Genomic DNA, 20,676 nt, shown 5'->3' with positions numbered 1-20,676 from the left:
GTGGCGAAATTATAGCCCTATGTTGTAGCGACACAGCAGTGTTCATTAGTGTCAAATCAAGTCTGAAGCCTGAGAAATCTCGCTTTTATCTGAGGCAAGATCCCCCTAAATCCCCCTTAATAAGGGGGACTTTGATAACTTCCTGTCCCCCCCTTCTTAAGGGGGGCTAGGGGGGATCAGGCCTTAATCGTCAGACAGCAAATCTGCACTACGTCTTATCTTAAATTGACACCAACGAACATGATTGTGTCCCCATCAATCGGGATAAAACCTCAAGCCTGAGACATCGCCGGCAAACAAACCTTAGTACCGCCCAAACCGCAATAACCGTTCGGGTTTTTAGCAAGATACTGCTGGTGATAGCTTTCCGCGTAATAAAACTCAGGAGCATCAATAATTTCAGTCGTAATCTTACCGTAACCAGCAGGCGTCAAAGCTGTCTGGTAAGCATCCCGCGAAGCCTCAGCTAGCTGCTTTTGGCTGGCTGAATACGTGTAAATGCCCGATCGATATTGAGTACCCGAATCATTACCCTGCCGCATTCCCTGAGTCGGATTGTGGCTTTCCCAAAAAACCTTTAGCAGCGTTTCGTAACTAATTACTTTCGGATCGAACACAACCAAAACAACTTCATTGTGTCCCGTCATCCCGCTGCAAACTTCATTGTAAGTAGGATTCGGAGTAATCCCCGCCGCGTAGCCAACCGCAGTCGAAAAAACACCATTTTGCTGCCAAAATTTGCGTTCCGCGCCCCAAAAACAGCCCAGGCCAAACATCGCAGTCTCCATGCCGTTTGGAAACGGAGGCTTGAGGGGATTGCCGTTAACAAAGTGAGTTGCCGGTACCGGCATCAACTCTGCCCGTCCCGGCAATGCGTCTTGGGGAGAGGGCAGGCTCGACTTTTTGCCAAATCCAAATAGCACCATAAATTTGTGAGGATATCTCTGATAAACGTCTTTACCTTACTTAATAATATCAGATTTTTGCGGAAAATACTTACCCTCTTGAAGGTAAAAGGTAAAGGGGACAAGGCAGAATTGTTTTTCGGAAGGCTTTTGGTGATACTGCTCACTGCACGGGCAGTTTTCAATCACATTAAGCCACTGCTCCCTGTCACCCAAGAATGCCTGAAAAATCACCTCTTGTTGAGGTAGAAATCACGCGGATTTTAGGCAAAACAGCCGATTATTAAAGGTATGGTGTTGTAGATTTATTTAATAAAATTTATAGGGAGTGTGTAGAAATGGCAGTCAAACCTTGCAGTAAGCCTTTAAAATCTAATCCGTTTATTACTTACCGCGACCCGATTACAGGCCAGTGGATTGTGGTGTATCAGGATTTGTTGAAAGTAGTTGAATTTGTAGGGCATGCACTGCGCACCGGTTGAATTTGTATGGTGTGCACTGCGCACCGATTATTTTACCACTTGACGCGCTACTTATATTCGGAAGGTGCGCATTGCGCACCCTACATACTTTGCACCAGACTTTTAAGCATTGCTCAGACCCGATTATAGGCAAGTGGATTGTGGTGTATTAGGATTTGTCGAAAGTAGTTGAATTTGTAGGGTGTGCACTGCGCACCGGTTGAATTTGTAGGGTGTACACTACATACTTTGCACCAGACTTTTAAGCATTGCTCAGACCCGATTATAGGCAAGTGGATTGTGGTGTATCAGGATTTGTCGAAAGTAGTTGAATTTGTAGGGTGTGCACTGCGCACCGGTTGAATTTGTAGGGTGTACACTGCGCACCGATTATTTTACCACTTTACGCGCTACTTATATTCGTAAAATGCGGATTGCGCACCCGACATAATTACATATTCGGAAGGTGCGCATTGCGCACCCTACATACTTTGCACCTGACTTTTAAACATTGCTCATCTCTTTTCGCATTTCCAAGTACCGATAGAGATATTCCGAAATTATGCCGTGCAAAAACAAGTCGCGCGCTGCATTAAACGGACTGTTTGGTGCTAGCGGGTGGCGGTTGACAATTACATGATTCCAGTCATGATTTCCGATAATTTCACTGACGTACACTCCGAAGTTTTCGTCTAACTGAAGCGACAGCACGGCGCGCGCAAATTCATCGCTAGTTAAGCACAGAGAATAAAATACTTTAAAAAGCTCGATCGCCGATTCTAAATCCAAAATCCTCAGCCACCTGCTTCTTTCAAAATCTATTGCAACTTCCACAGGTTGAATGCTATCATAATTAATCCCCCGTTTTTTGACAAGCTGCAACCAGTTGGGATTTGTCAGTATGGCCTGGTTGTAGTCCCAGACAAAGTTATACAAAATTAAGTCGTGTTCGAGAAACGCATTGTCAGCTAAATCGCTAACAGTGCGCGGATAAAGTTTTGACTTTTCAATCTGGGTGTCCGGGCCGTTATCAATTAAGAAGTTGATAATGTTCGAGCCGATGCAGATGTGCCGCACAATTAAATAACAAGCTTCGGGCGAGACAAAGTTATTTAGGAAAAATGCAGCGGATTTGTGCATTAACGTGTAAGCGCGAAATTGAAACGGCAACAAACGCTTTGCTGTCATAATTACCGCCAGCAACAAGTTCGCAATTATTTTGATCGGGATGAGCAAATAACTGCGAGTCCAGTTTTGCAAATCCTTCATCATGTATGCTTTTGCTACTAAATCTACGGGAATCGAGCGATCGCAAAACAGGACATCCCAAACATTCGGATCTCGGCGGTTGTACGGTTTGGTAGCGTAAGGGACTTTCTGCTCGTCGGGAAGAGTTTTGATATCTTGTTTTTGCAGCTTTTGCATTAGCGGATTTCCTCCAATTGCAATAGATATAAACGAGCAGTGACGCGGGCGGTTTTGACAATACGACGGGCGATGTCCTCTGTCATCCATTCTGCATTAATCAAATTTTCTAATTTGGCTAAATGCGACTCGTCATTAGCTCCGTGATAAGCTAAAAATGATACTTGTTCGTCTTGCAAACCGAGAGTTTCTTTGATTTCTTTTGCCCACTTTCCCGCCAACCGATTTCCCAATCCTTCGATGATAAACATACTGCCAATTAAATCGACTGGATTTTCCCGCGATGCTTGGTGGAAGATAAAAGCTGACAGTGCTTCGCTGCCAATATTCTTATCATATTCGACAATTTTTGACAACTCGCCTCCGACAGAAACATAATTTCGTTCTAACATTTGATAGTCGCGGTGTTCGTCTTGGGCGTGACCGATAAAAGTCGATCGCAAACGGAAGTCAGTCATGTTAGATGCAGCCCGAGCAATCCAGCGCGCTCCCTCGACAACTTGCGGGCGGAGATTGCACAGCAAAGCTTGATAGTCTTCTATTGTAAACTCTCCCCGGTACAATTTGCGGACAATGGGTACGGAACGAATTTCGCGATCGAATCTCAGCCAAATCCAGGCTAACTCCCGCAACAAATAAGCTTGCGGAGAGTAAAACATTTCCGGTTTAACACTTTCTAGAGGCGAAGCTTCGGGAACATCAAGGGATTGAAAACTTTGAGAAGTCATAGATTTATTAGTGTTTTCCACAACAGTTAACATCATGTATGCCGTTGTAAAGCGACCACTTTCCGGAACAAAACAAAATATTTTTTGTCCCGGCTGCAATTTGCCAGAGTTGAACAATTCCTCTAACATTAAATAAATCGAGGCGCAGCCTGTATTTCCCCGACTGTACAAGTTAGTAAACCATTTTTCTTCGGGAATCATGCAGCCTGCTTGTTCCAGAAGTTCGACAATTTGTCCCCGGAAAAAGTGAGAGGAATAGTGGCACAGCAGCCAGTCAATTTCCTGCGGACAAACTCTCCCATTTTTAATCAGGCTCAGCCAACCTTCAACGCCTAATTTCATTACATTGTCTAGCAAGCGAATATTTTGCCGCAAGTCAAAGGCTCCGGCTGTGGCTGCATCGAGGTAGGATGAATAATCTAACCAGCTTTTTGTTGATGTTTCGCTGGCCAATCCTGAATACATACAAACTGGATAGGCGTTGGCGTGAGAAATTAGCTCAATCCATTCTATTTTTAAGCTAATTCCTGTTGCGTTGGGATGGTTTTGTAGCAAAAATGCTCCGGCGCCGTCGGATAGCATCCACCGCAGAAATTCTGTATCGAAAGGTAGGGGTTTTCCGGCTTGGACTGATGTTTCTGCTTCAAATTTACTATTTTTGAACAGGCGCGAGGGAAATTCGGAGGCGACGGCGATTGCTGTTTGTTTTTTGCCGAGTTCGAGTTGAGATGCGGCGTAATTTAAGGCGGTAACTCCTGCACAGCAAACTCCTTGAGTTGAAACTATTTCTAGGGGAGATAATTCGGAAAGTTCCCCATGTACTGTGCTGGCAAATCCCGGTACTAATAAGTCTGGTAAAGTGGTGGCGCAGGCTAGTAAGTCGATCGCCCTTGGTTCCAAATTTGCAGAGGCGATCGCGTCCCGGACGGCAAAGGCTGCCATTTGGCTGTTAGAATACAGTGTTTGCTGCTGTTTGTCGATCGCGTAATAGCGCTGTTTAATCCCGTTGCTGTTGAGAATGCGCTGTCTGACTCTCGAAGGGCGATCGGCAATTTTGCCTAAATATTCCTCCATCTCATCATTATTAATCGCTTCCCCCGGCAAAAATTTTCCAATCCGATTGATATAAGCGCTGTGCATACCGTCAACCTCTCAAAATGCTAATTTAGTATGGCTGAAAATTAGTGCTTCGATCCCCTCTAGGGCGTGTTGTAAAACCCGAAGATCCCCCCTAGCCCCCCTTAATAAGGGGGGGACAAGAACACTCTTTCGTCCGCCTTTTTAAGGGGGATTTAGGGGGATCGGAAATGGTATAAAATTGATTGTGCTTTGCGGGGCAGCGAACTTGCAAGGAGCAACCAGTTGTATTGTAGAGTCAGGGGAAATCAGACAAGTTCAGCAACAGCGGCAACAAGTAACCTGAAGCAGGGTGAAGTTTTTGGGAAAATTAAGCCAATATATAACTAGAGTTCCTTCGCTGCTTCCCGACTGAAATGGATATTGCTTCACTAGATGCTTGGTATTCTCAATCTCAGCGCCGCGCCGCTGTTTCGCTATTGATGAAACGAGTAGGCGTCACTCGCACTAGGGCTGAATGCTTTGTCAGGCTTTGGATTTACTTATCAGTGAAACAGCTTCAGGAAAGCCAGCCCCGCCTCAAACCACCGCTGGCTAAACTGGAATTGCTAGCAACAGAAGTGCAGTGCACTCACCGGGAAGCAGCAGAACTATTTTACTCGGATTCCGATCGCGGGAGCGATCGCGCCGCCGGAATGATGTTAGATAAACTAGAAGCACTCGGATTGATCGAAAAACACTTTGACGGAAACGCTACAGCAATTCAAATTCAACCCATCCCAGAAATTTTAGATCCCCGCAAGCCCGAAAATTCAGTCAAACTCAAATTAGATGATTTTAACCCTCGGTGCGATGCAATTCCGGTAGCAAATTTACTAGCAACCAATTATAACTGGATGAACCGCAGCACTAACGCAGTTCCCTACCAAATTGCTAAAATTCTGCGGGTTTTGGCTGGCAAATATTCAAAAGGAATGGGAGTTTTGCGCCGCTGCGACAACCTAAATCCTGTCGGCTTTTTCTTACTGTATCCCACCGCAGCCGAATCAGAAGTTAATTTTTTTAACGCACCGAGTAAAAGCCTGCACTTAAGTTCTGTTTCTGCTGAGATCGATCCTTTTACAATGGCACTTCCGGGAGATGAAAATTGCCAGTCAGTATTTGTCCGCAGTTGGATGATTGACCGGCAATATTTAGAAGAATACCGCATTGTTTTTCTCGAACACATACAGCAAGTTTTAGTTGAAATGAAAAAAGATTTTCCGAATCTTTGCGATTTGTACACGCTAATGATTCACCCGATGTACGAAAAAATGAGCTTAGCTTTGGGGTTTCAAAAGACTAATAGTGACGCTCAGCTATCTCTTTATTGGATGTATTTAGCGTTGGATAGATTTTTGGCGCTGGATATCAAGGAAGCGCTAAAAAATTTGTGAGTAATATTAAATCTTTGTTTGTAATAAGGACTTTAGTCCTAATTCTTTCTAATAGGAGGACTAAAGTCCTTACTACGAACTACGTTTGTAATAAGGACTTTAGTCCTAATTCTTTCTAATAGGAGGACTAAAGTCCTCACTACGAACTACGTTTACAAAACCTCGCGACCGAGATAAGATTGCAGCACTTCCGGCACTTTTACCGTCCCATCCGGCTGCTGGTAATTCTCCAAAATAGCCGCCATTGTCCGCCCCACAGCCAAACCAGAACCGTTGAGGGCGTGCACGAATTGAGTGCCTTTTTTCCCCGCTTCTTTAAAACGAATATTCGCCCGCCGCGCCTGAAAATCTGCCACGTTGGAACAGCTCGAAATCTCCCGGTATTTGCCCGCAGAAGGCAGCCAGACCTCTAAATCGTAGGTTTTTGCCGCCGCGAAACCTAAGTCACCGGTACAAAGCTCGATCGCCCGATAAGGCAATTTCAGGGCCTGCAAAACTCCCTCGGCATCCTGCACTAACTTTTCGTGTTCTGCCTCGGAGGTGCTCGGATGCACCAGTTTTACCAATTCGACCTTATTAAATTGGTGCAACCGAATCAATCCCCGCGTATCCTTGCCGTAACTGCCAGCTTCCCGGCGAAAACAAGGAGTAAAAGAACAGTGATAAATTGGCAACTGTTCCGCTGTCAATATTTCACCTCGGTACAAATTGACCACCGGAACTTCGGAAGTAGGAATTAACCACAAATCATCTTCATCGCACTTAAAACTTTCTTCAGCAAATTTCGGCAATTGACCTGTAGCAGTGAGGGATTCGGTGTTAACTAAAAGTGGGGGAATTACTTCTACATAACCTGCTTTTGTATGGCGGTCGAGCATAAATTGAATAATCGCTCTTTCCAGGGCTGCACCAGCGCCAACTAAGGCAACAAATCGGGGGGAGGCGATTTTTACTGCCCGTTCAAAGTTGAGAATTCCTAATTTTTCGCCGATTTCCCAGTGCGGCAAAATATCGGGATTTTGGGGAATGTATTCGTCTCCCCAGCGCCGGATTTCGATGTTTTCATCTTCATTTTTGCCCAGCGGAGTTGATTTACCGGGCAAGTTCGGCAAGGGTAACAATAAGGCTTCTATTTGAGCTTTTAAGTCTTTTTCCTGTGCCTGCAATTCGTTTGACTGAGTGCCGACTTCGTTGCCTTCTGCTTGCAAAGTTTGAATTTCGGGAGATTCGAGGGGTAAACCCGATTTTCTTTTTTGCCCGATGAGTTTGGCTATTTCGTTGCTGCGGGCTTGCAGTTGCGATCGCTTGCCTTCCAACTCCCGCTGCTGTTTGTCTAATTGCAAAATCGGCTCGATTTCGTGATGGCCTCCGCGAGTGTTGAGGCTTTCTTGTACGGCTTGCGGGTTTTCTCGGATTAATTTGAGGTCTAGCACGGATTTATTCTAAATAATATAGGACTTGCCGATCGCCAACCCGATTTCTGGAAAAATATCGGCTTTCGCGAGCATAAATCTACCAATCTACAGGCTTTCTGAGGATTTTTGCGTCTGTCCTATCTTAGGTTAACAGCGACAATGCGATCGGACTGACAAGCTTTGGCAATCATTAAGGGCTTCAATCATAACTTATTCTCATAAAAAATTCGCGTTGGTGTCACCCATGATGGGTGACACCCCACAAAAGGATGCTATACTAAGCACATTAGTAGATGCACCCTGATAATTTTCTCCCCTAACCAGCGATGTTTAGGGGCTTTTTGTTTTTTGGGCGACATGAAAGTTAGGGCCCAGATGAAAGTTAAGATAAGACGGCGGTTGAAACCGCGCCTAGACAAACGATGTCAGCCGGACGCCGAGTAAAGAGAATAACGTAATTTCAATCGCCGTGTCTTTTATCTTCAACCGCCGTCCGTGTACGCTGAGCGAAGTCGAAGTGCGGGTTTCGCTTGTATGGACGCGGTTTCAACCGCCGTGTCTTCTTAGGATCGCTCCTGTCAATAACTTACAATTTTAATTATTGTGGGATGGGCGTCCCGCCCGTCCAGAAAGGGCGGGCGGGACGCCCACCCCACAAGCTTGTGTACATTATTTAATTTCCATTACTTATCAAATCTAAATAAAAATGCGATCGACAAATCACCTATTCTGTTTCCTAGAAATATTTTCCAGCGAAGGTGGCATTCAATCCTACATTCAAGATATCCTGAAAGCTTACCTGTCACTAAGCGCAGCCAAAAACTTTCCGCCACAAGCAGAAGTTTTGCTGTTGCGAGATGCGCCAGATTGTCACAATCCCTTCGAGTCCAAAAATCTCAAATTCTCTTACCTAAAAACTGATCCCGCTTGGCTTGGCCGTTTTAAGTTTGCCGCCAAATTGCTAACTTGCTTGGTGCAAAAACGACCTCAACGGGTTTTCTGCGGTCACATCAAACTTGCACCGCTCATTAAAACTTTATGCCAGCCGCTGGGAATTCCCTACACGATTTTAACTTACGGCAAGGAAGTTTGGGAAACACTTGGGCTAAAATATCAAATAGCAATGAGACAGGCTGACAGCCTTTGGACGATTAGCAGGTACACGCGCGATCGCACTTGCTGTAATAATCAATTAAATCCTGCAAAATTCCAGATAGCGCCTTGTGTCGTAAATAGTGATATATTTGCGATCGGCCCCAAACCGCTGCATTTATTAGAAAAGTACGATCTGACTGGTGCTAAAATAGTGATGACTGTAGCCAGATTGCGATCGCACGATAGTTACAAAGGCGTCGATGTCACAATTCAAGCTTTGCCGGAAATTGCCAAAAGTTTTCCCAATGTGAAATACTTGGTTATTGGACGCGGGGACGATCGCCCTAGATTAGCAAAACTCGCCACCGATTTGGGAGTTGCCGAAAGAGTTATATTTGCGGGTTTTGTACCCACAGCAGATTTAGCAGCACATTATCAGTTAGCCGATGCTTATGTAATGCCCTCCCAGGAAGGCTTCGGTATAGTGTATTTGGAAGCTCTAGCTTGCGGAATACCAGTGCTCGCCGGGGACGCGGACGGATCTGCCGATCCGCTGCAAGATGGTAAACTGGGATGGCGAGTTCCTCACCGAGATCCGGCAGCAGTAGCGGTTGCTTGTGTGGAAATGCTTCAAGGAAAAGATAAAAAGTGCGATCGGCCTTGGTTGAGGGAACAAACCCTAGCAAGATTTAGTTTTGAATCGCTGTGTCAATCCTTAGAAGGGATTTTTCAACCTTCTGAGTCCGATTAACTTGTAACGTAGAGAGCGGTTTCTGCCTGTACAATAGAAAGATTAACTCGATCGACCGCCTGAATTTCTGAGTAGGATAGAGTTATGCCTACCTGCAAAGACACCAAAGGAGACCACCGTGAACCAAGGCACCCCCAAAATCTCTTTAAACCTACCCCGTATTAGCAATTGGCTGATATTGCTGGGCATCGCCTGCGTGTTGGTGTCAATTGGTTTGGGTTGGGTAGTTAAATCATTGTTAATTGTAGTAGGTTTGTTGCTGCTGACACCTGTGGTAGGATTTTTCGCGCTTCAGTGGTGGTTGAAACGCAATTTAATTGAGGACAAGTGTCCTGTTTGTCAGTACGAATTCACAGCTTTAAATCAAACTCAGTTTCAGTGTGCCAACTGCGGCGAACCTCTGAAAATAGAGGAAGGCCATTTTAGCCGTTTGACGCCGCCCGGTACGATCGATGTTACCGCCGTTGAAGTATCCTCCGTTCAACAGTTAGAAGATTAGTTATTAATCATCAGTTATAGGTTCGTAGTCAGGACTTCAGTCCTTCTTTCTTGCGGACTAAAGTCCTCATTACAAACCTGGTTCGTTCAGAACTTCAGTCCTTCTTTCTTGCGGACTAAAGTCCTCACTACAAACCTGGTTCGATCGTTCGGACTTCAGTCCTTATTTCTTGCGGACTAAAGTCCTCACTACAAACGAATTTAATTGAGGTGATTTAAGATAAGATTATTTTTCTAGACGCACTGCGTACCACTGCAAAAACTGTCCAGGGCCGACATCTAATTCACAATAAGTATCAATTAAATACTTAGCTTGTTCTTCCACAGAAGGAAATTTTAGCACGTCAGCCGGCAAATCTTCGTGTTCCCGGGCTAAAACCGCTTTCAGCTTTTCTAATAGTTCCGCCGCATTCAAAAACTGATCCGGCTGGTTTGTTTCTAACACCACAAAGGTGTCTTCGTCATACAGTGACATAGTTTTAAAGGTTGAGGTTAATTATTTCTAAAGTTTTGTTCGCTTAAGCGATCGAAAGTATAAACTCTAAATTACAATTTTCGGGCCCGGGCTCGATCGTGTTAAAATAGAACAACATCAGAATTCCTACCGGATTACCGTTATTAACTTAGTTATGAACCGAGTTGTCAACAAATCCGACACAGCATTTCTGAGGAGATTTGTCAAGTGCAAATTTGTCAAGTGTCAAATTGTCAACAAATATTCGATCGACCTGTATCTAATTATAACTGGCACTACACATTCCCATGATCACATCTTCAATTTCAACCCCTGCGACGCGCAAGCCCTCTAAATCAGAAGGTCTCAAAGAACGCAGCAACTACTTGCGAGAACCCGTTGCGACTGAACTGTTACAAGACACAACCCACTTCACCGAAGAGGGGATTCAGATTCTCAAATTTCACGGCTCGTACCAGCAAGACAACCGGGACAATCGAGTCAAAGGACAAGAAAAAGACTATCAGTTCATGCTCCGCACCCGCAACCCAGGGGGATTTGTTCCGCCCGAGCTATTCTTAGCGTTAGACAAGCTATCAGAAGAATACGGCAACCACACGCTGCGCGTCACAACCCGGCAAGGTTTCCAAATTCACGGCGTGCTGAAAAAAAATCTTAAAGCAGTGTTTTCCTCAATTATTAAAAATATGGGGTCAACCTTGGGAGCTTGCGGCGACTTGAACCGCAACGTCATGGCACCGCCAGCACCTTACAAAAATCGCCCCGAATACCAGTATGCCCTGGAATATGCCAACAATGTAGCCGATTTGCTGACGCCGCAAACCGGCGCTTATTACGAAATTTGGTTGGATGGGGAAAAGGCCATTAGTGCTGAAGAAGATCCCGCAGTCAAGGCTGCCAGACAATCAAACGGGAATGGTACAACATTTCACGACAAAGAAGAGCCGATTTACGGGCAGCACTATATGCCGCGTAAGTTCAAGTGTTCCGTGACAGTCCCTGGAGACAACTCAATTGACTTGTACTCTCAGGATTTGAGCTTGGTGGTAATTACCAATGCTTCTGGCGAGTTGCAAGGTTTTGACGTGTTTGCCGGCGGCGGTTTGGGCCGCACTCACAATAAAGAAGAGACTTTTGCTCGCGTTGCGGACGAGATTTGCTATGTTGCCAAGGATGATGTTTACGATTTGGTCAAGGCAATTGTAGCAACCCAAAGAGATTGTGGCGATCGCACAGACAGACGGCACGCCCGACTCAAGTACCTGATTAACGACAAAGGCGTCAAGTGGTTCAGCGAAAAAGTAGCCGAATATTTTGGCAAACCGCTAGAAGCCTTTAAACCGCTACCTGAGTGGAAGTATTTTGATTTCTTGGGCTGGCACGAACAAGGCGACGGCAAGCTGTTTGTCGGCATTTCCGTAGAAAACGGCCGGATTAAGGATGAAGGCTCGTTTCAGCTAAAAACGGCTTTGCGGGAAATCGTGCAGAAGTACAACTTGCCGCTGCTGGTGACACCGCACCAAAACGTGACGATTTACGATATTTCGCCGGATATCAAATCAGAAATTCAGGGAATACTCGATCGCAGCGGCATTCAAGCGGAAACTGCGATCGACCCCTTAGTACGCTATTCTATGGCTTGTCCGGCCATGCCGACCTGCGGGCTGGCGATTACCGAATCCGAGCGCGTGATTCCCAGCATTTTAGAGCGGATTCGGGCGAGTTTGACCAAAGTTGGCTTAGAAGACGAGCATTTTGTAGTGCGGATGACTGGTTGCCCCAATGGATGCGCCCGCCCTTATATGGCAGAATTGGGTTTTGTCGGGAGTTCCCCCGAATCCTACCAGATTTGGCTGGGCGGTTCTCCCTCGCAAACGCGGCTGGCAAAACCAATTGAGGAAAAGCTGCACGTCAATGATTTTGAAGCTTTTCTGGAGCCAATTTTTGTTTATTTCAAGCAAAAACGGCAACAAAGCGAGAGTTTTGGCGATTTTTGCGATCGCGTTGGGTTAGAATCTATCCGTCAATTTGTAACCAATCACCAATCTGCTGACTCGATGACAACTGAGATTAATGAATTAGATGTTACGTCTAGTAACGGCGAAGAAAACGAGACAGCCACTGCTGGCGGTGGCAAAGTCCGCCGTCGCATCAGCGTCCGCGATGAAATCTACAACGAGCTCAAGGAAGAAGCAGCCCGTCAGGGCAAGCCTATCACGCAGCTAGCTACAGAGGCAATTTCCACTTATTTGAAGAAGATTAAGGAGGAAGGATAAGCCGATTTTCGATTGTCAATTTTCGATCGCATCAGATAAAGTTCAGACCAAAGTAACCTAAGGGCAAAGCATTTGCAGAAAAAACCTTGAATTTGTCAAATAATTCCGGTTGTAAATGCTTTGCCTTTATTGTTTCTAAAATGCTTTCTTGGTTCGTAGTAAGGACTTTAGTCCTAATTGACTAAAAGTCACACCCAGGATTGAAGTTCTCACTACAAACGGAAGAGAAAAAACTGAAATCCTCATTACAAACGGAGGAGAAAGGACTAAAGTCCTCACTACAAACCAGAAAAATCTTCTTTTTCTCTTCCTCTGCGCCCTCTGCGCCCTCTGCGGTTAAATAAAAAAAAATCTCATAGAAAACGAGCAATCCAAAACCCAATGGCTCAACTACAAAGATTAGCAGTTACCGCAGCCCAAATTTGTGCCAACAAAATCGACTTAACGAAAGAACAGCAGCATTATTTAAATCGAGTGTTGCGGTTGCAAGCGGGCGATCGATTTATTGCCATGGACGGCTGCGGACATTGGTGGTCAGCAATTCTAGAAGTGCAGGAAACCGGGTTATTTGCCTCAATAACAGAGGAGATTGCCGTTAACAGGGAGCTTCCCGTCGCAGTAACTTTGATGGCTGCTTTGCCTAAGGGAAATGCCTTTGACGAGGTTGTTCGGCAGGCGACGGAGTTGGGCGTAGCTAATATTGTACCCGTTACGAGCGATCGCACTTTGCTCAAACCAAGTCCTCAAAAAGTCGATCGCTGGAGAAGAATTGCTGCGGAGGCGGCGGAACAGTCAGAACGTCAAATTGTGCCGGCGGTTTGTGAGCCTGTTTCCTTTGATTTGGCTGTCAAAGATTGCCGTCAAAAACATCGATTTATTTGTGTTGCTCGCGGAGACAATCGCTATTTGTGGGATTGTTTGAGCGGTTTAGAACCCCCCCAGCCTCCCTTGCTAAGGGGGGGGCAAGAACCGGAGGAATCGCATGGTTTGGCTGGTTTAGAACCCCCCTTTGTAGGGGCGGGCACGGGGGCACCGCCCCTACAAAGGGGGGAGCAAGAACCGGAGGAATTATCGACTGTAATAAGCCGTTTCGATCCCCCCCAGCCTCCCTTAAGAAGGGGGGAGGAAGAGTTGGAATCGATCGCGATTGCGGTTGGCCCGGAGGGCGGCTGGACTGATGGAGAAGTGGAAAGGGCGATCGAGTTTGGTTTTGAACCTGTTTCTTTGGGTAGGAGAATCTTGAGGGCGGTAACAGCACCGATGGTGGCTTTATCTTTGGTGGGAGCCGCTTTTGAAAAGTGCCCGTCCCAAAAAATATCTCCCTGAGGTGCTAGATATTGTAAAGGAAGCTAAAATGTCAATGAGTCATTAGGCATAAAACTAAAATGTTAAAATCAGTAAAGGGTATATATCGAGACGGCAAAGTTGTGTTATTGGAAACTCCGGGCGACTTAACGGAAGGGAAAGTTATCGTTACTTTTCTGGCAGAATCAGGATTAGTAGAGCTGCAATCTCGCGGTATCGATCGACAACAAGCAGGAGATTTACGGGTAAGGTTGAGCAGGTTTACAGAGGATTGGGAACAACCGGAAATGGATGCTTACGATGATTTATAGGCGCGGTGATGTAGTGCTAGTTCTGTTTCCCAATGCAGATTTGCGTACAGCCAAGCGCCGCCCCGTTTTGATAGTTCAAGCAGATCATTTAGGGACTAATTTAGGGCAAAATATTACAGCAATGATTACTAGCAATTTAGCCCGCGCCAAACACCCAAGCCGGGTTTTAGTTTCCCTATCGACGCCGGAAGGACAGCAAACACGACTGTTAGCTGATTCGGTAATCATGACAGACAATCTTGTAACACTTTTAGAAGTTGAAATCGATCGCAAAATTGGTATTTGGTCAAATATGGCGGCAGTAGATGCAGCGCTAAAGCATACTTTAGGAATCTGAAAAACAAGGCCGATCTCGCCAAATATAAAAATAATCTTGAAATTACAGAAATCAAATCAGTCTTGTGTTATTTACATCCTCAAATAGATGGTTTAGGGACAATGAAAATAAGTTTAAGGAAAAGCCGATCGCACTTTTGGTCAATCGCACTTTTGACAGTGTTAGCTACAACATCAGTTTTCGCACAATCTGAGCATTCTGCGATCGCTCAACAGATTAATTGCGATCGCCCGCAAGGAGATGCACAAGTCAGAAGTTGTATTAGATTGAGATATGAAGCCTCGGACAAACGGCTGAACGAGGTTTACAAGCAACTGGCTGCTAAATTGAGCGGCGAAGAGCGATCGCTCCTTGTGGAAGCCCAATTAGGATGGATTAAGTTGCGCGACAATAACTGCGAATTTGAAACCTATAAAAGTCGTGGCGGTACTGGCCATTCCGGTTTCCTCAATGAATGCTTGGATCGCATGACAAAAGCCCGCACTGCGGAGTTGGAAAAGTATTGAAATCGGTTTGATTTACTTTAAGCGCGATCGATCTCAACCCGCCCGGATATTCGTATCCAGCCAGATTTGGCAAAGTCATGTAAAGTTTTGTAATAAAACTCGATTTTTCGCATAAATATAGCGGAATCAGCCTGAAAGAAAGAGAACTATACATATATACAGGCTTTTGAGTATTGTTGTTGCGATTTACCAAGGCTGAGAATTTGCAACAACAAGAAAACTTATAACACAGAGGAAAACTTATGAAAGGGATCTCGATTTTTAATGCAGTCGCAGGCTTAGTTATTGTTGGATTTACGTCTTCGCCAGTGTTTGCAGAGTACAAAGGGGCGATCGAAGTGGCACCAAATCTGATAGCTCAACAACAGTCTACTTGCGAAAACGCCACAACCACCATAGAGATTAACAGGTGTCTGCGCTTAAATTACGAGGCTTCAGATAAACGACTGAACAAGGTTTACAAACAACTGATGTCTAAATTGAGTCCCCAAGAGCGATCGACACTTATAATAATACAGCGACAATGGATTAAGTCACGGGATCGAGACTGCAATCTGGAAGTTTCAATCAATCGAGGCGGTACTGGTTATAGCGGTTTTCTCAATCAATGTTTAGAAAGAAAGACCACACAACGTACCGCTGAATTACAAAATCTTTTAGAAAAGAGATAAAACAGGAAGTACACAGTCACAAAAATTGGTGTTTGTGGTGATGTTTGACGAATACCAAACTTAGCCCTAACCTGATGCAGGGTGCGCCGCAGCGCACCTTCCCCCTTCAATTAGCCCATCAAACCAATTTTTACCTTAGTCCTGCGATCCTGTGAATGCTGACGAATTAGCCTGAATTTGTGTTATAAAAGAACGATCGCACAAAACAACTAAAAAAATCCTAAAAATGCGATCGCAAATCCTACTCACTACCAGCCTGGCAATTCTCACTATTTGCCCCTTACCCATTGTAGCCCAACCCTCGCCGACACTGCAAAACCTACCAGACGGCAAATATTTTTATGGAGAAGTACCATTCGCCAACCGCATCGCCACTCAATACATGATTTTCCAGAAAACAGGAGAAAGCTTCACAGCCTTTGAATACCGCAGCAATACCAGCGACAATAGCTGTTTGAAAGGTACAATTAGTCAGAACACCTTTAATATTCAAACAATAGCATCTCCTCCCGATCGAGGTTACGATCGCCCTAAATGGGAATACTCCTCCGGGAAACCCTTCGATTTCAGTAAATGGCACCAACTCAACATCAGCCAAATACCTGATTTTGGCGAAAAAAAACTCGCAGAATGTATCCGCGCATTCACCACAAAGCCTGACAACAATCCCTAGAAACTCGTTTTATGAAAACCCTCTCCTTTAGCATTATCCTCATCTCAGCAGTTATAGCCACCATCACACCAGCGGTTTTCGCCCAAACACAGCCAGCCACCGAAATCTATATCGATAAAAATTGTCGCCCCAACCAAAAACTAACCCAACTGGAAAGATACACTATCTTCTTCAGAAACGAATTTACAACAAACGGTCAAAAATATTTATTTTACAGCGCCCGCTATCAAGATGGAGGCGTGGTTCTATGTATATCAAAACCAAATTTTAACCAACCAAAACCTTTAAATCAACCCAAAATACAAGCCAACTTTATTGACAAAATAGTTCCAGATACCCAAAACAAAACTGCCTTTATCATCACAGTCAGAGAAGGCAATGGTCTTGATACACCCATGACAAATTATGGCCTAGATTTCAAAAATGTCGATCGACCAAAACTCACATCCCTGTCCCTCCTACAGCAGCGCGGAACCCTCAAAGAAGGCGACCCCAGCCTTCCCAACGGCAGCTTCTACCGCGAACACAGCTTCCAAGGACGTGCAAATCAATCCCTCACCATCGACCTCAAAAGCAGATCCTTCGAGCACTTCATCACACTCATCGCACCCAGCGGCAATAAAATTGTAGATATCAAAGCCGTTCGCGTCAACAACAGAGAATCCCAAATCACCGTAAAATTGCCCAGCAACGGCACTTACAAAATAATTGTTCAAGGACTCGATCGCACCAGCAAAGGTTCCTACACCCTCAGCATTAATTCCAATCAACTTTAACTAGATTTCAACCACATTCATCCGCGTTCATCTGCGGTTACAAAATCTAAATTTTATCCTTGCAAACAGCCAAAAATCACACACAAACATCAAAGCAAAACTTATCAATCACTAGCAGAACCAACCAAACATCAGCCAAGATAGAAACCAACCCATTCCCCCAACCGCCATGACAGACATCAACCAAATAGCCGCCGCCCTAGAAAGCCAAGACTACAAAGGCGCCGCCCAACTCATCAAACAACTGCAAAAAGAATCCCCCGAAAACCCCTGGGTGCAATACTACATCGGCCGCTACTACGAACTCACCAACAACCCCGAAAAAGCCCAAACAAGCTACAAACAAATACTCCGCGACATCACCAACCCAAAAATCGTCTCCCAAGCCCGCCAAGGCATTCAACGCATTGAAACCGCACAACAAAACCTGCGCCAACAAGCGATCGCAACCGCCAAAAACGACCCCAGCAGCCTCGAACCCGGACTCCTCATCCTCGAACCCGTGAGTCCCGAAGACAAACCCGCAGCCGTACAAAATATCAGCAGAATCTTCAAAATCGACGCCTACACAACCCGAATGCAAATCCAAAGCCGCGGCTGGAGACTCTACAAAACCGGCCCCATCGCCGAACTCCGAATTTACGGCCAAGAACTTCTCAACGCCGGAATTCCCGTATTTTGGGCAACCCTAGCCGACATTAAAAAAATCCAAATTTTCCGAGTGCAACACTTCCAATCTCTCTCTTCTCCAGCAGTTGTTTGTAAAGATAACCTAGATCGACTCGGTTCCATAGAATTTAACTGGTCAGAAATCAGCCAAAGAGTAGAAGGCTTATTGCCAATGTTCATGGAAATCATGGACTACTCCCCCAACCGCAGAACCGAGCAATTTCGCCACAAAGAAATCACCCAAGATTACGCTCAAATCTGCGACTTGCACCTTCCCAGCAGAAACTGTATTCTGCGAATTTGCGACCAAAGTTACGAATTTAAAACAGGAGTGGACTTCACTCAAAGTTCAGCAGCTAGCGTAGTTTCACCGCCGTCAAAAAACAGAATATCGAGAGTCAAAAAATCCCCACAACTACCTCAAAGTACCACCAGAATCAACTGGAATCACTTGCTGGAAATATTTGACCAACAGTTAGACGTTACAGTGTGGTCGGAATTTACTCCCTTTGCGGAGACAGTCCTCGATTACACGCATATGTTAAGCAAGATTGACTCTCATGTAGAGGTAGAGCGCAAATCCGAAACTCCTTGGGATCCGGCGTTCCAGCTATACAGCGGATTAGCCTTTCTCAGAAACCAAGGAAATAAATAACAAAAAAAGAGTTAAAAATTCAAAATGAGTAATCCCATTTTTAAATTTTTAACCTCAGCATTTGGAATTATCCAATCCCCTATTCACTATTGCGAATTCCCAATTTCCTACTTGGTTTTCACCTGACGCGCCATTTCCCGGAAATTGTTCATGCTTGGCCCTGGGCCCCGACGAGTTGCAGTTGGTGTCGGCATTAAATTATTAGGAGCAAAAGTCAGAACAGGTTGAGCTTGACTCGACACTTTGCCGTTAGTTGCACCAGCAGCAGGTACCTTAGCGGGTTCCGCAGTCTTAGCAGCAGCGCTAGCGACTGGTTCTTTTTCTTTCTTGGACTTTTTCTCTACCTTAGCTTTCTTTGCCGGTTCAGACTTCTCAGACTTAACAGGCTCAAAGGAAGCCGGTGCGGCCGCAACAGGCTCAGCCTTCTTGGCAGCCGCAGGCTCAGCCTTGGTAGGCTCAACTTTTGCCGGAGATTCGCCCAAATCTAGGAAATATTCAGACTTGTTCAAGCCCAACAGTCCGGCGAAAAAGCCGAAAATACCGCCGAAGAAATTTTTGATAAAACCAAACATTAGACTTACTCCTTTTGTTCTTTTAGAGAAATATGTACCAGTTTGTCAACAAAGTTAGATTACGAGCTAAGGCAACTTTTGTCTATATTTCTTAATCAAAATTTACATTTCTTGATAAAAAATTCAGAGCTTCTAGTAATTTTTACTCAGTAATGCCAGTTTTAACTTTGCACTTATTTACGATTATCTCAGAATTTATGACTGATTTGTTATTGGCCCGCGATACCTAGATCCGATTCGCTAGCTGTCCTAGTAGGGGTCAAACTCACGCCAGGGAGTGATTTATGCTGTAATCACTAAGCAATTTTCCAGTAAAATGAACAGTTCGCTCGATCGCAATCCCGTCATCCTCATCCACGGCATCTGGGACACCAAAACCATATTCAGTCAAATGTCCGCCCGCCTCACCGAACTCGGATGGGCAGTTCACAGCCTCAACCTCACCCCCAACGACGGCAGCCTCGGCCTCGACTCCCTAGCCAAGCAACTCGCAGACTACATCTCTGAGACGTTCGATCCAGAACAGACTTTAGACATAGTAGGCTACAGCATGGGAGGCATCGTCAGCCGCTACTACGTCCAGCGACTCGGAGGCATTAACCGAGTCCAGCGTTTCATCACCATATCTTCCCCCCACAAAGGAACCCTCACCGCCTATTCCCTGCCCCTACCAGGATACCTGGATATGCGGCCGGATAGCGGCTTACTGCGCGATTTAAATCAAGATGTAACCGTGCTCAAACGCATAAACTTTACATCAATGTGGACGCCCTTTGACATCATGATTTTACCGTCGAACAGCTCCCAAATGCCAGTAGGCAAAGAAGTCAAACTCAACGTAATGTTGCACCGCCAAATGGTAACAGAAACCCAAAGCATTAACGCATTAATAGAAGAACTAAAAGCACCTATTAAAAATAAAGTTCCCACTTAAAAATGAATAGCAAATTCAGCCGCAACCCAGTCTTGCTAATTCACGGAATCTTCAGAAAATCGGGGATTTTCCACAAAATGTCTGCCTACCTCAGAGATTTAGGTTTGTCAGTCTACACCCTAGATCTCTCACCCCACTGGGGCAACGCCAGCATAAACGAATTAGCCCAACAAATGGCAGATTATATAGACAAAAATTTCGAGCCACAACAGCCTTTAGATATCGTAGGATTGAGCATGGGCGGTTTAGTAAGTCGCTATTACCTGCAAAGGTTAGGCGGAATTAACCGAGTGCAGCGCTTTATTGCCATATCTTCGCCTCACAGCGGTACTTGGACGGCCTACACTCTCTGGGGTCAAGGCTGCGTTCAAATGCGTCCTGGCAGTGCTTTTCTGGAAGATTTAAATCGAGATGCTGCGTTGTTGGAAAAGCTGAATTTTACTTCGATTTGGACAGATTGGGATTTCATCATTGTCCCTGCTTCTAGTTCGCAAATATCGGTGGCAAAAGAAGTAAAATTGTCCGTGTTCGCCCATGGGATGATGGCGAGGCATTCCCGCAGTTTAAAAGCGGTTGCGGAGGCACTTTCAGAACCATTGAAAAATTATTAGTATGATGTCTCTTAAGTTTGTAGTGAGGACTTTAGTCCTTTTCAATATCGGAGGACTTTAGTCCTCACTACGAACTATTTTGATTGCGGGTTTGTAGTGAGGACTTTAGTCCTT

The 20,676-nt window shown here is 45.2% G+C and carries 20 protein-coding genes; 14 read left to right on the top strand and 6 right to left on the bottom strand.

Translation table 11 applies throughout. The features are described 5' to 3' along the window. Positions 1–272: 272 nt before the first annotated feature. The 3 genes from msrA to JGK39_RS12975 form a co-directional block, all read right to left on the bottom strand. Positions 273–926 (bottom strand): peptide-methionine (S)-S-oxide reductase MsrA, encoded by a 654-nt coding sequence (gene msrA / locus JGK39_RS12985; RefSeq protein ID WP_293253729.1) that lies wholly within the window; start codon positions 924–926, stop codon positions 273–275. 944 nt (positions 927–1,870) lie between these two features. Then, a complete protein-coding gene (locus JGK39_RS12980; protein ID WP_293253732.1) occupies positions 1,871–2,791 on the bottom strand; it encodes a hypothetical protein in 921 nt (306 codons plus the stop codon). Beyond that, positions 2,791–4,659 carry a 3-oxoacyl-[acyl-carrier-protein] synthase III C-terminal domain-containing protein gene (locus JGK39_RS12975; RefSeq protein ID WP_293296575.1) on the bottom strand — a complete coding sequence of 623 codons (1,869 nt, stop codon included), beginning with the start codon at positions 4,657–4,659 and terminating at the stop codon, positions 2,791–2,793. Before JGK39_RS12975 ends, JGK39_RS12980 begins: the two co-directional genes overlap by 1 nt. A 353-nt stretch (positions 4,660–5,012) precedes the next feature. Between JGK39_RS12975 and JGK39_RS12970 the strand changes: the two genes are divergently transcribed. Then, entirely contained in the window at positions 5,013–6,032 is a 1,020-nt protein-coding gene (locus JGK39_RS12970; protein WP_293253738.1) for a hypothetical protein, read from the top strand. Positions 6,033–6,184: 152 nt separating this feature from the next. Here JGK39_RS12970 and serS read toward each other — a convergent pair whose 3' ends face one another. Continuing rightward, positions 6,185–7,465, bottom strand: coding sequence for a serine--tRNA ligase (gene serS, locus JGK39_RS12965; RefSeq protein WP_293296573.1), 1,281 nt, complete (start codon positions 7,463–7,465; stop codon positions 6,185–6,187). A gap of 688 nt (positions 7,466–8,153) precedes the next feature. On the opposite strand from serS, the gene JGK39_RS12960 reads away from it, so the two are divergent. Next, positions 8,154–9,293 carry a glycosyltransferase family 4 protein gene (locus JGK39_RS12960; protein WP_293253744.1) on the top strand — a complete coding sequence of 380 codons (1,140 nt, stop codon included), beginning with the start codon at positions 8,154–8,156 and terminating at the stop codon, positions 9,291–9,293. Between the two features lie 118 nt (positions 9,294–9,411). Next, positions 9,412–9,792: a hypothetical protein gene (locus JGK39_RS12955; protein ID WP_293212062.1), complete on the top strand. Its 381-nt coding sequence runs from the start codon at positions 9,412–9,414 to the stop codon at positions 9,790–9,792. 225 nt (positions 9,793–10,017) lie between these two features. Here the strand turns inward: JGK39_RS12955 and JGK39_RS12950 are convergent, their stop codons facing one another. Then, positions 10,018–10,266, bottom strand: coding sequence for a chlororespiratory reduction protein 7 (locus tag JGK39_RS12950; protein WP_293253747.1), 249 nt, complete (start codon positions 10,264–10,266; stop codon positions 10,018–10,020). Positions 10,267–10,553: 287 nt separating this feature from the next. Between JGK39_RS12950 and sir the strand changes: the two genes are divergently transcribed. From sir to JGK39_RS12905, 9 genes are all read left to right on the top strand, one after another. Then, the gene (gene sir / locus JGK39_RS12945; protein ID WP_293253750.1) at positions 10,554–12,542 is read left to right on the top strand and encodes a sulfite reductase, ferredoxin dependent; all 1,989 of its coding nucleotides are present in this window, start codon (positions 10,554–10,556) and stop codon (positions 12,540–12,542) included. A gap of 381 nt (positions 12,543–12,923) precedes the next feature. Then, positions 12,924–13,868 (top strand): RsmE family RNA methyltransferase, encoded by a 945-nt coding sequence (locus tag JGK39_RS12940; protein ID WP_293253753.1) that lies wholly within the window; start codon positions 12,924–12,926, stop codon positions 13,866–13,868. A gap of 59 nt (positions 13,869–13,927) precedes the next feature. Beyond that, on the top strand, positions 13,928–14,158 hold the full coding sequence (locus tag JGK39_RS12935; protein WP_293253756.1) for a hypothetical protein: 231 nt from the start codon (positions 13,928–13,930) through the stop codon (positions 14,156–14,158). After that, positions 14,148–14,495 carry a type II toxin-antitoxin system PemK/MazF family toxin gene (locus JGK39_RS12930; RefSeq protein ID WP_293253759.1) on the top strand — a complete coding sequence of 116 codons (348 nt, stop codon included), beginning with the start codon at positions 14,148–14,150 and terminating at the stop codon, positions 14,493–14,495. The genes JGK39_RS12935 and JGK39_RS12930 overlap by 11 nt, the downstream gene beginning before the upstream one ends. A gap of 101 nt (positions 14,496–14,596) precedes the next feature. Beyond that, on the top strand, positions 14,597–15,001 hold the full coding sequence (locus JGK39_RS12925; protein WP_293253762.1) for a lysozyme inhibitor LprI family protein: 405 nt from the start codon (positions 14,597–14,599) through the stop codon (positions 14,999–15,001). A 242-nt stretch (positions 15,002–15,243) separates the two neighbouring features. Then, a complete protein-coding gene (locus JGK39_RS12920; protein ID WP_293253765.1) occupies positions 15,244–15,672 on the top strand; it encodes a lysozyme inhibitor LprI family protein in 429 nt (142 codons plus the stop codon). Positions 15,673–15,898: 226 nt separating this feature from the next. Further along, complete coding sequence (locus JGK39_RS12915) at positions 15,899–16,345, top strand: hypothetical protein (protein WP_293253768.1); 447 nt, start codon at positions 15,899–15,901, stop codon at positions 16,343–16,345. 11 nt (positions 16,346–16,356) lie between these two features. Beyond that, complete coding sequence (locus JGK39_RS12910) at positions 16,357–17,121, top strand: PPC domain-containing protein (protein ID WP_293253771.1); 765 nt, start codon at positions 16,357–16,359, stop codon at positions 17,119–17,121. Between the two features lie 169 nt (positions 17,122–17,290). Continuing rightward, entirely contained in the window at positions 17,291–18,445 is a 1,155-nt protein-coding gene (locus JGK39_RS12905; protein ID WP_293253774.1) for a tetratricopeptide repeat protein, read from the top strand. 107 nt (positions 18,446–18,552) lie between these two features. On the opposite strand, the gene JGK39_RS12900 is transcribed toward JGK39_RS12905, so the two are convergent. Beyond that, positions 18,553–19,017, bottom strand: a complete 465-nt coding sequence (locus JGK39_RS12900; protein ID WP_293253777.1) for a hypothetical protein — start codon at positions 19,015–19,017, stop codon at positions 18,553–18,555. Positions 19,018–19,333: 316 nt separating this feature from the next. Between JGK39_RS12900 and JGK39_RS12895 the strand changes: the two genes are divergently transcribed. Then, entirely contained in the window at positions 19,334–19,951 is a 618-nt protein-coding gene (locus JGK39_RS12895; RefSeq protein WP_293296571.1) for an alpha/beta fold hydrolase, read from the top strand. A gap of 2 nt (positions 19,952–19,953) precedes the next feature. Continuing rightward, complete coding sequence (locus tag JGK39_RS12890) at positions 19,954–20,562, top strand: alpha/beta fold hydrolase (protein WP_293253783.1); 609 nt, start codon at positions 19,954–19,956, stop codon at positions 20,560–20,562. Positions 20,563–20,676: the final 114 nt, after the last annotated feature.

This window comes from Microcoleus sp. PH2017_12_PCY_D_A (assembly GCF_020738565.1).
GTDB lineage: Bacteria > Cyanobacteriota > Cyanobacteriia > Cyanobacteriales > Microcoleaceae > Microcoleus.
The sequence above is the reverse complement of the archived record's forward strand: the minus strand, read 5'-3'. Positions and strand labels throughout refer to the sequence as shown.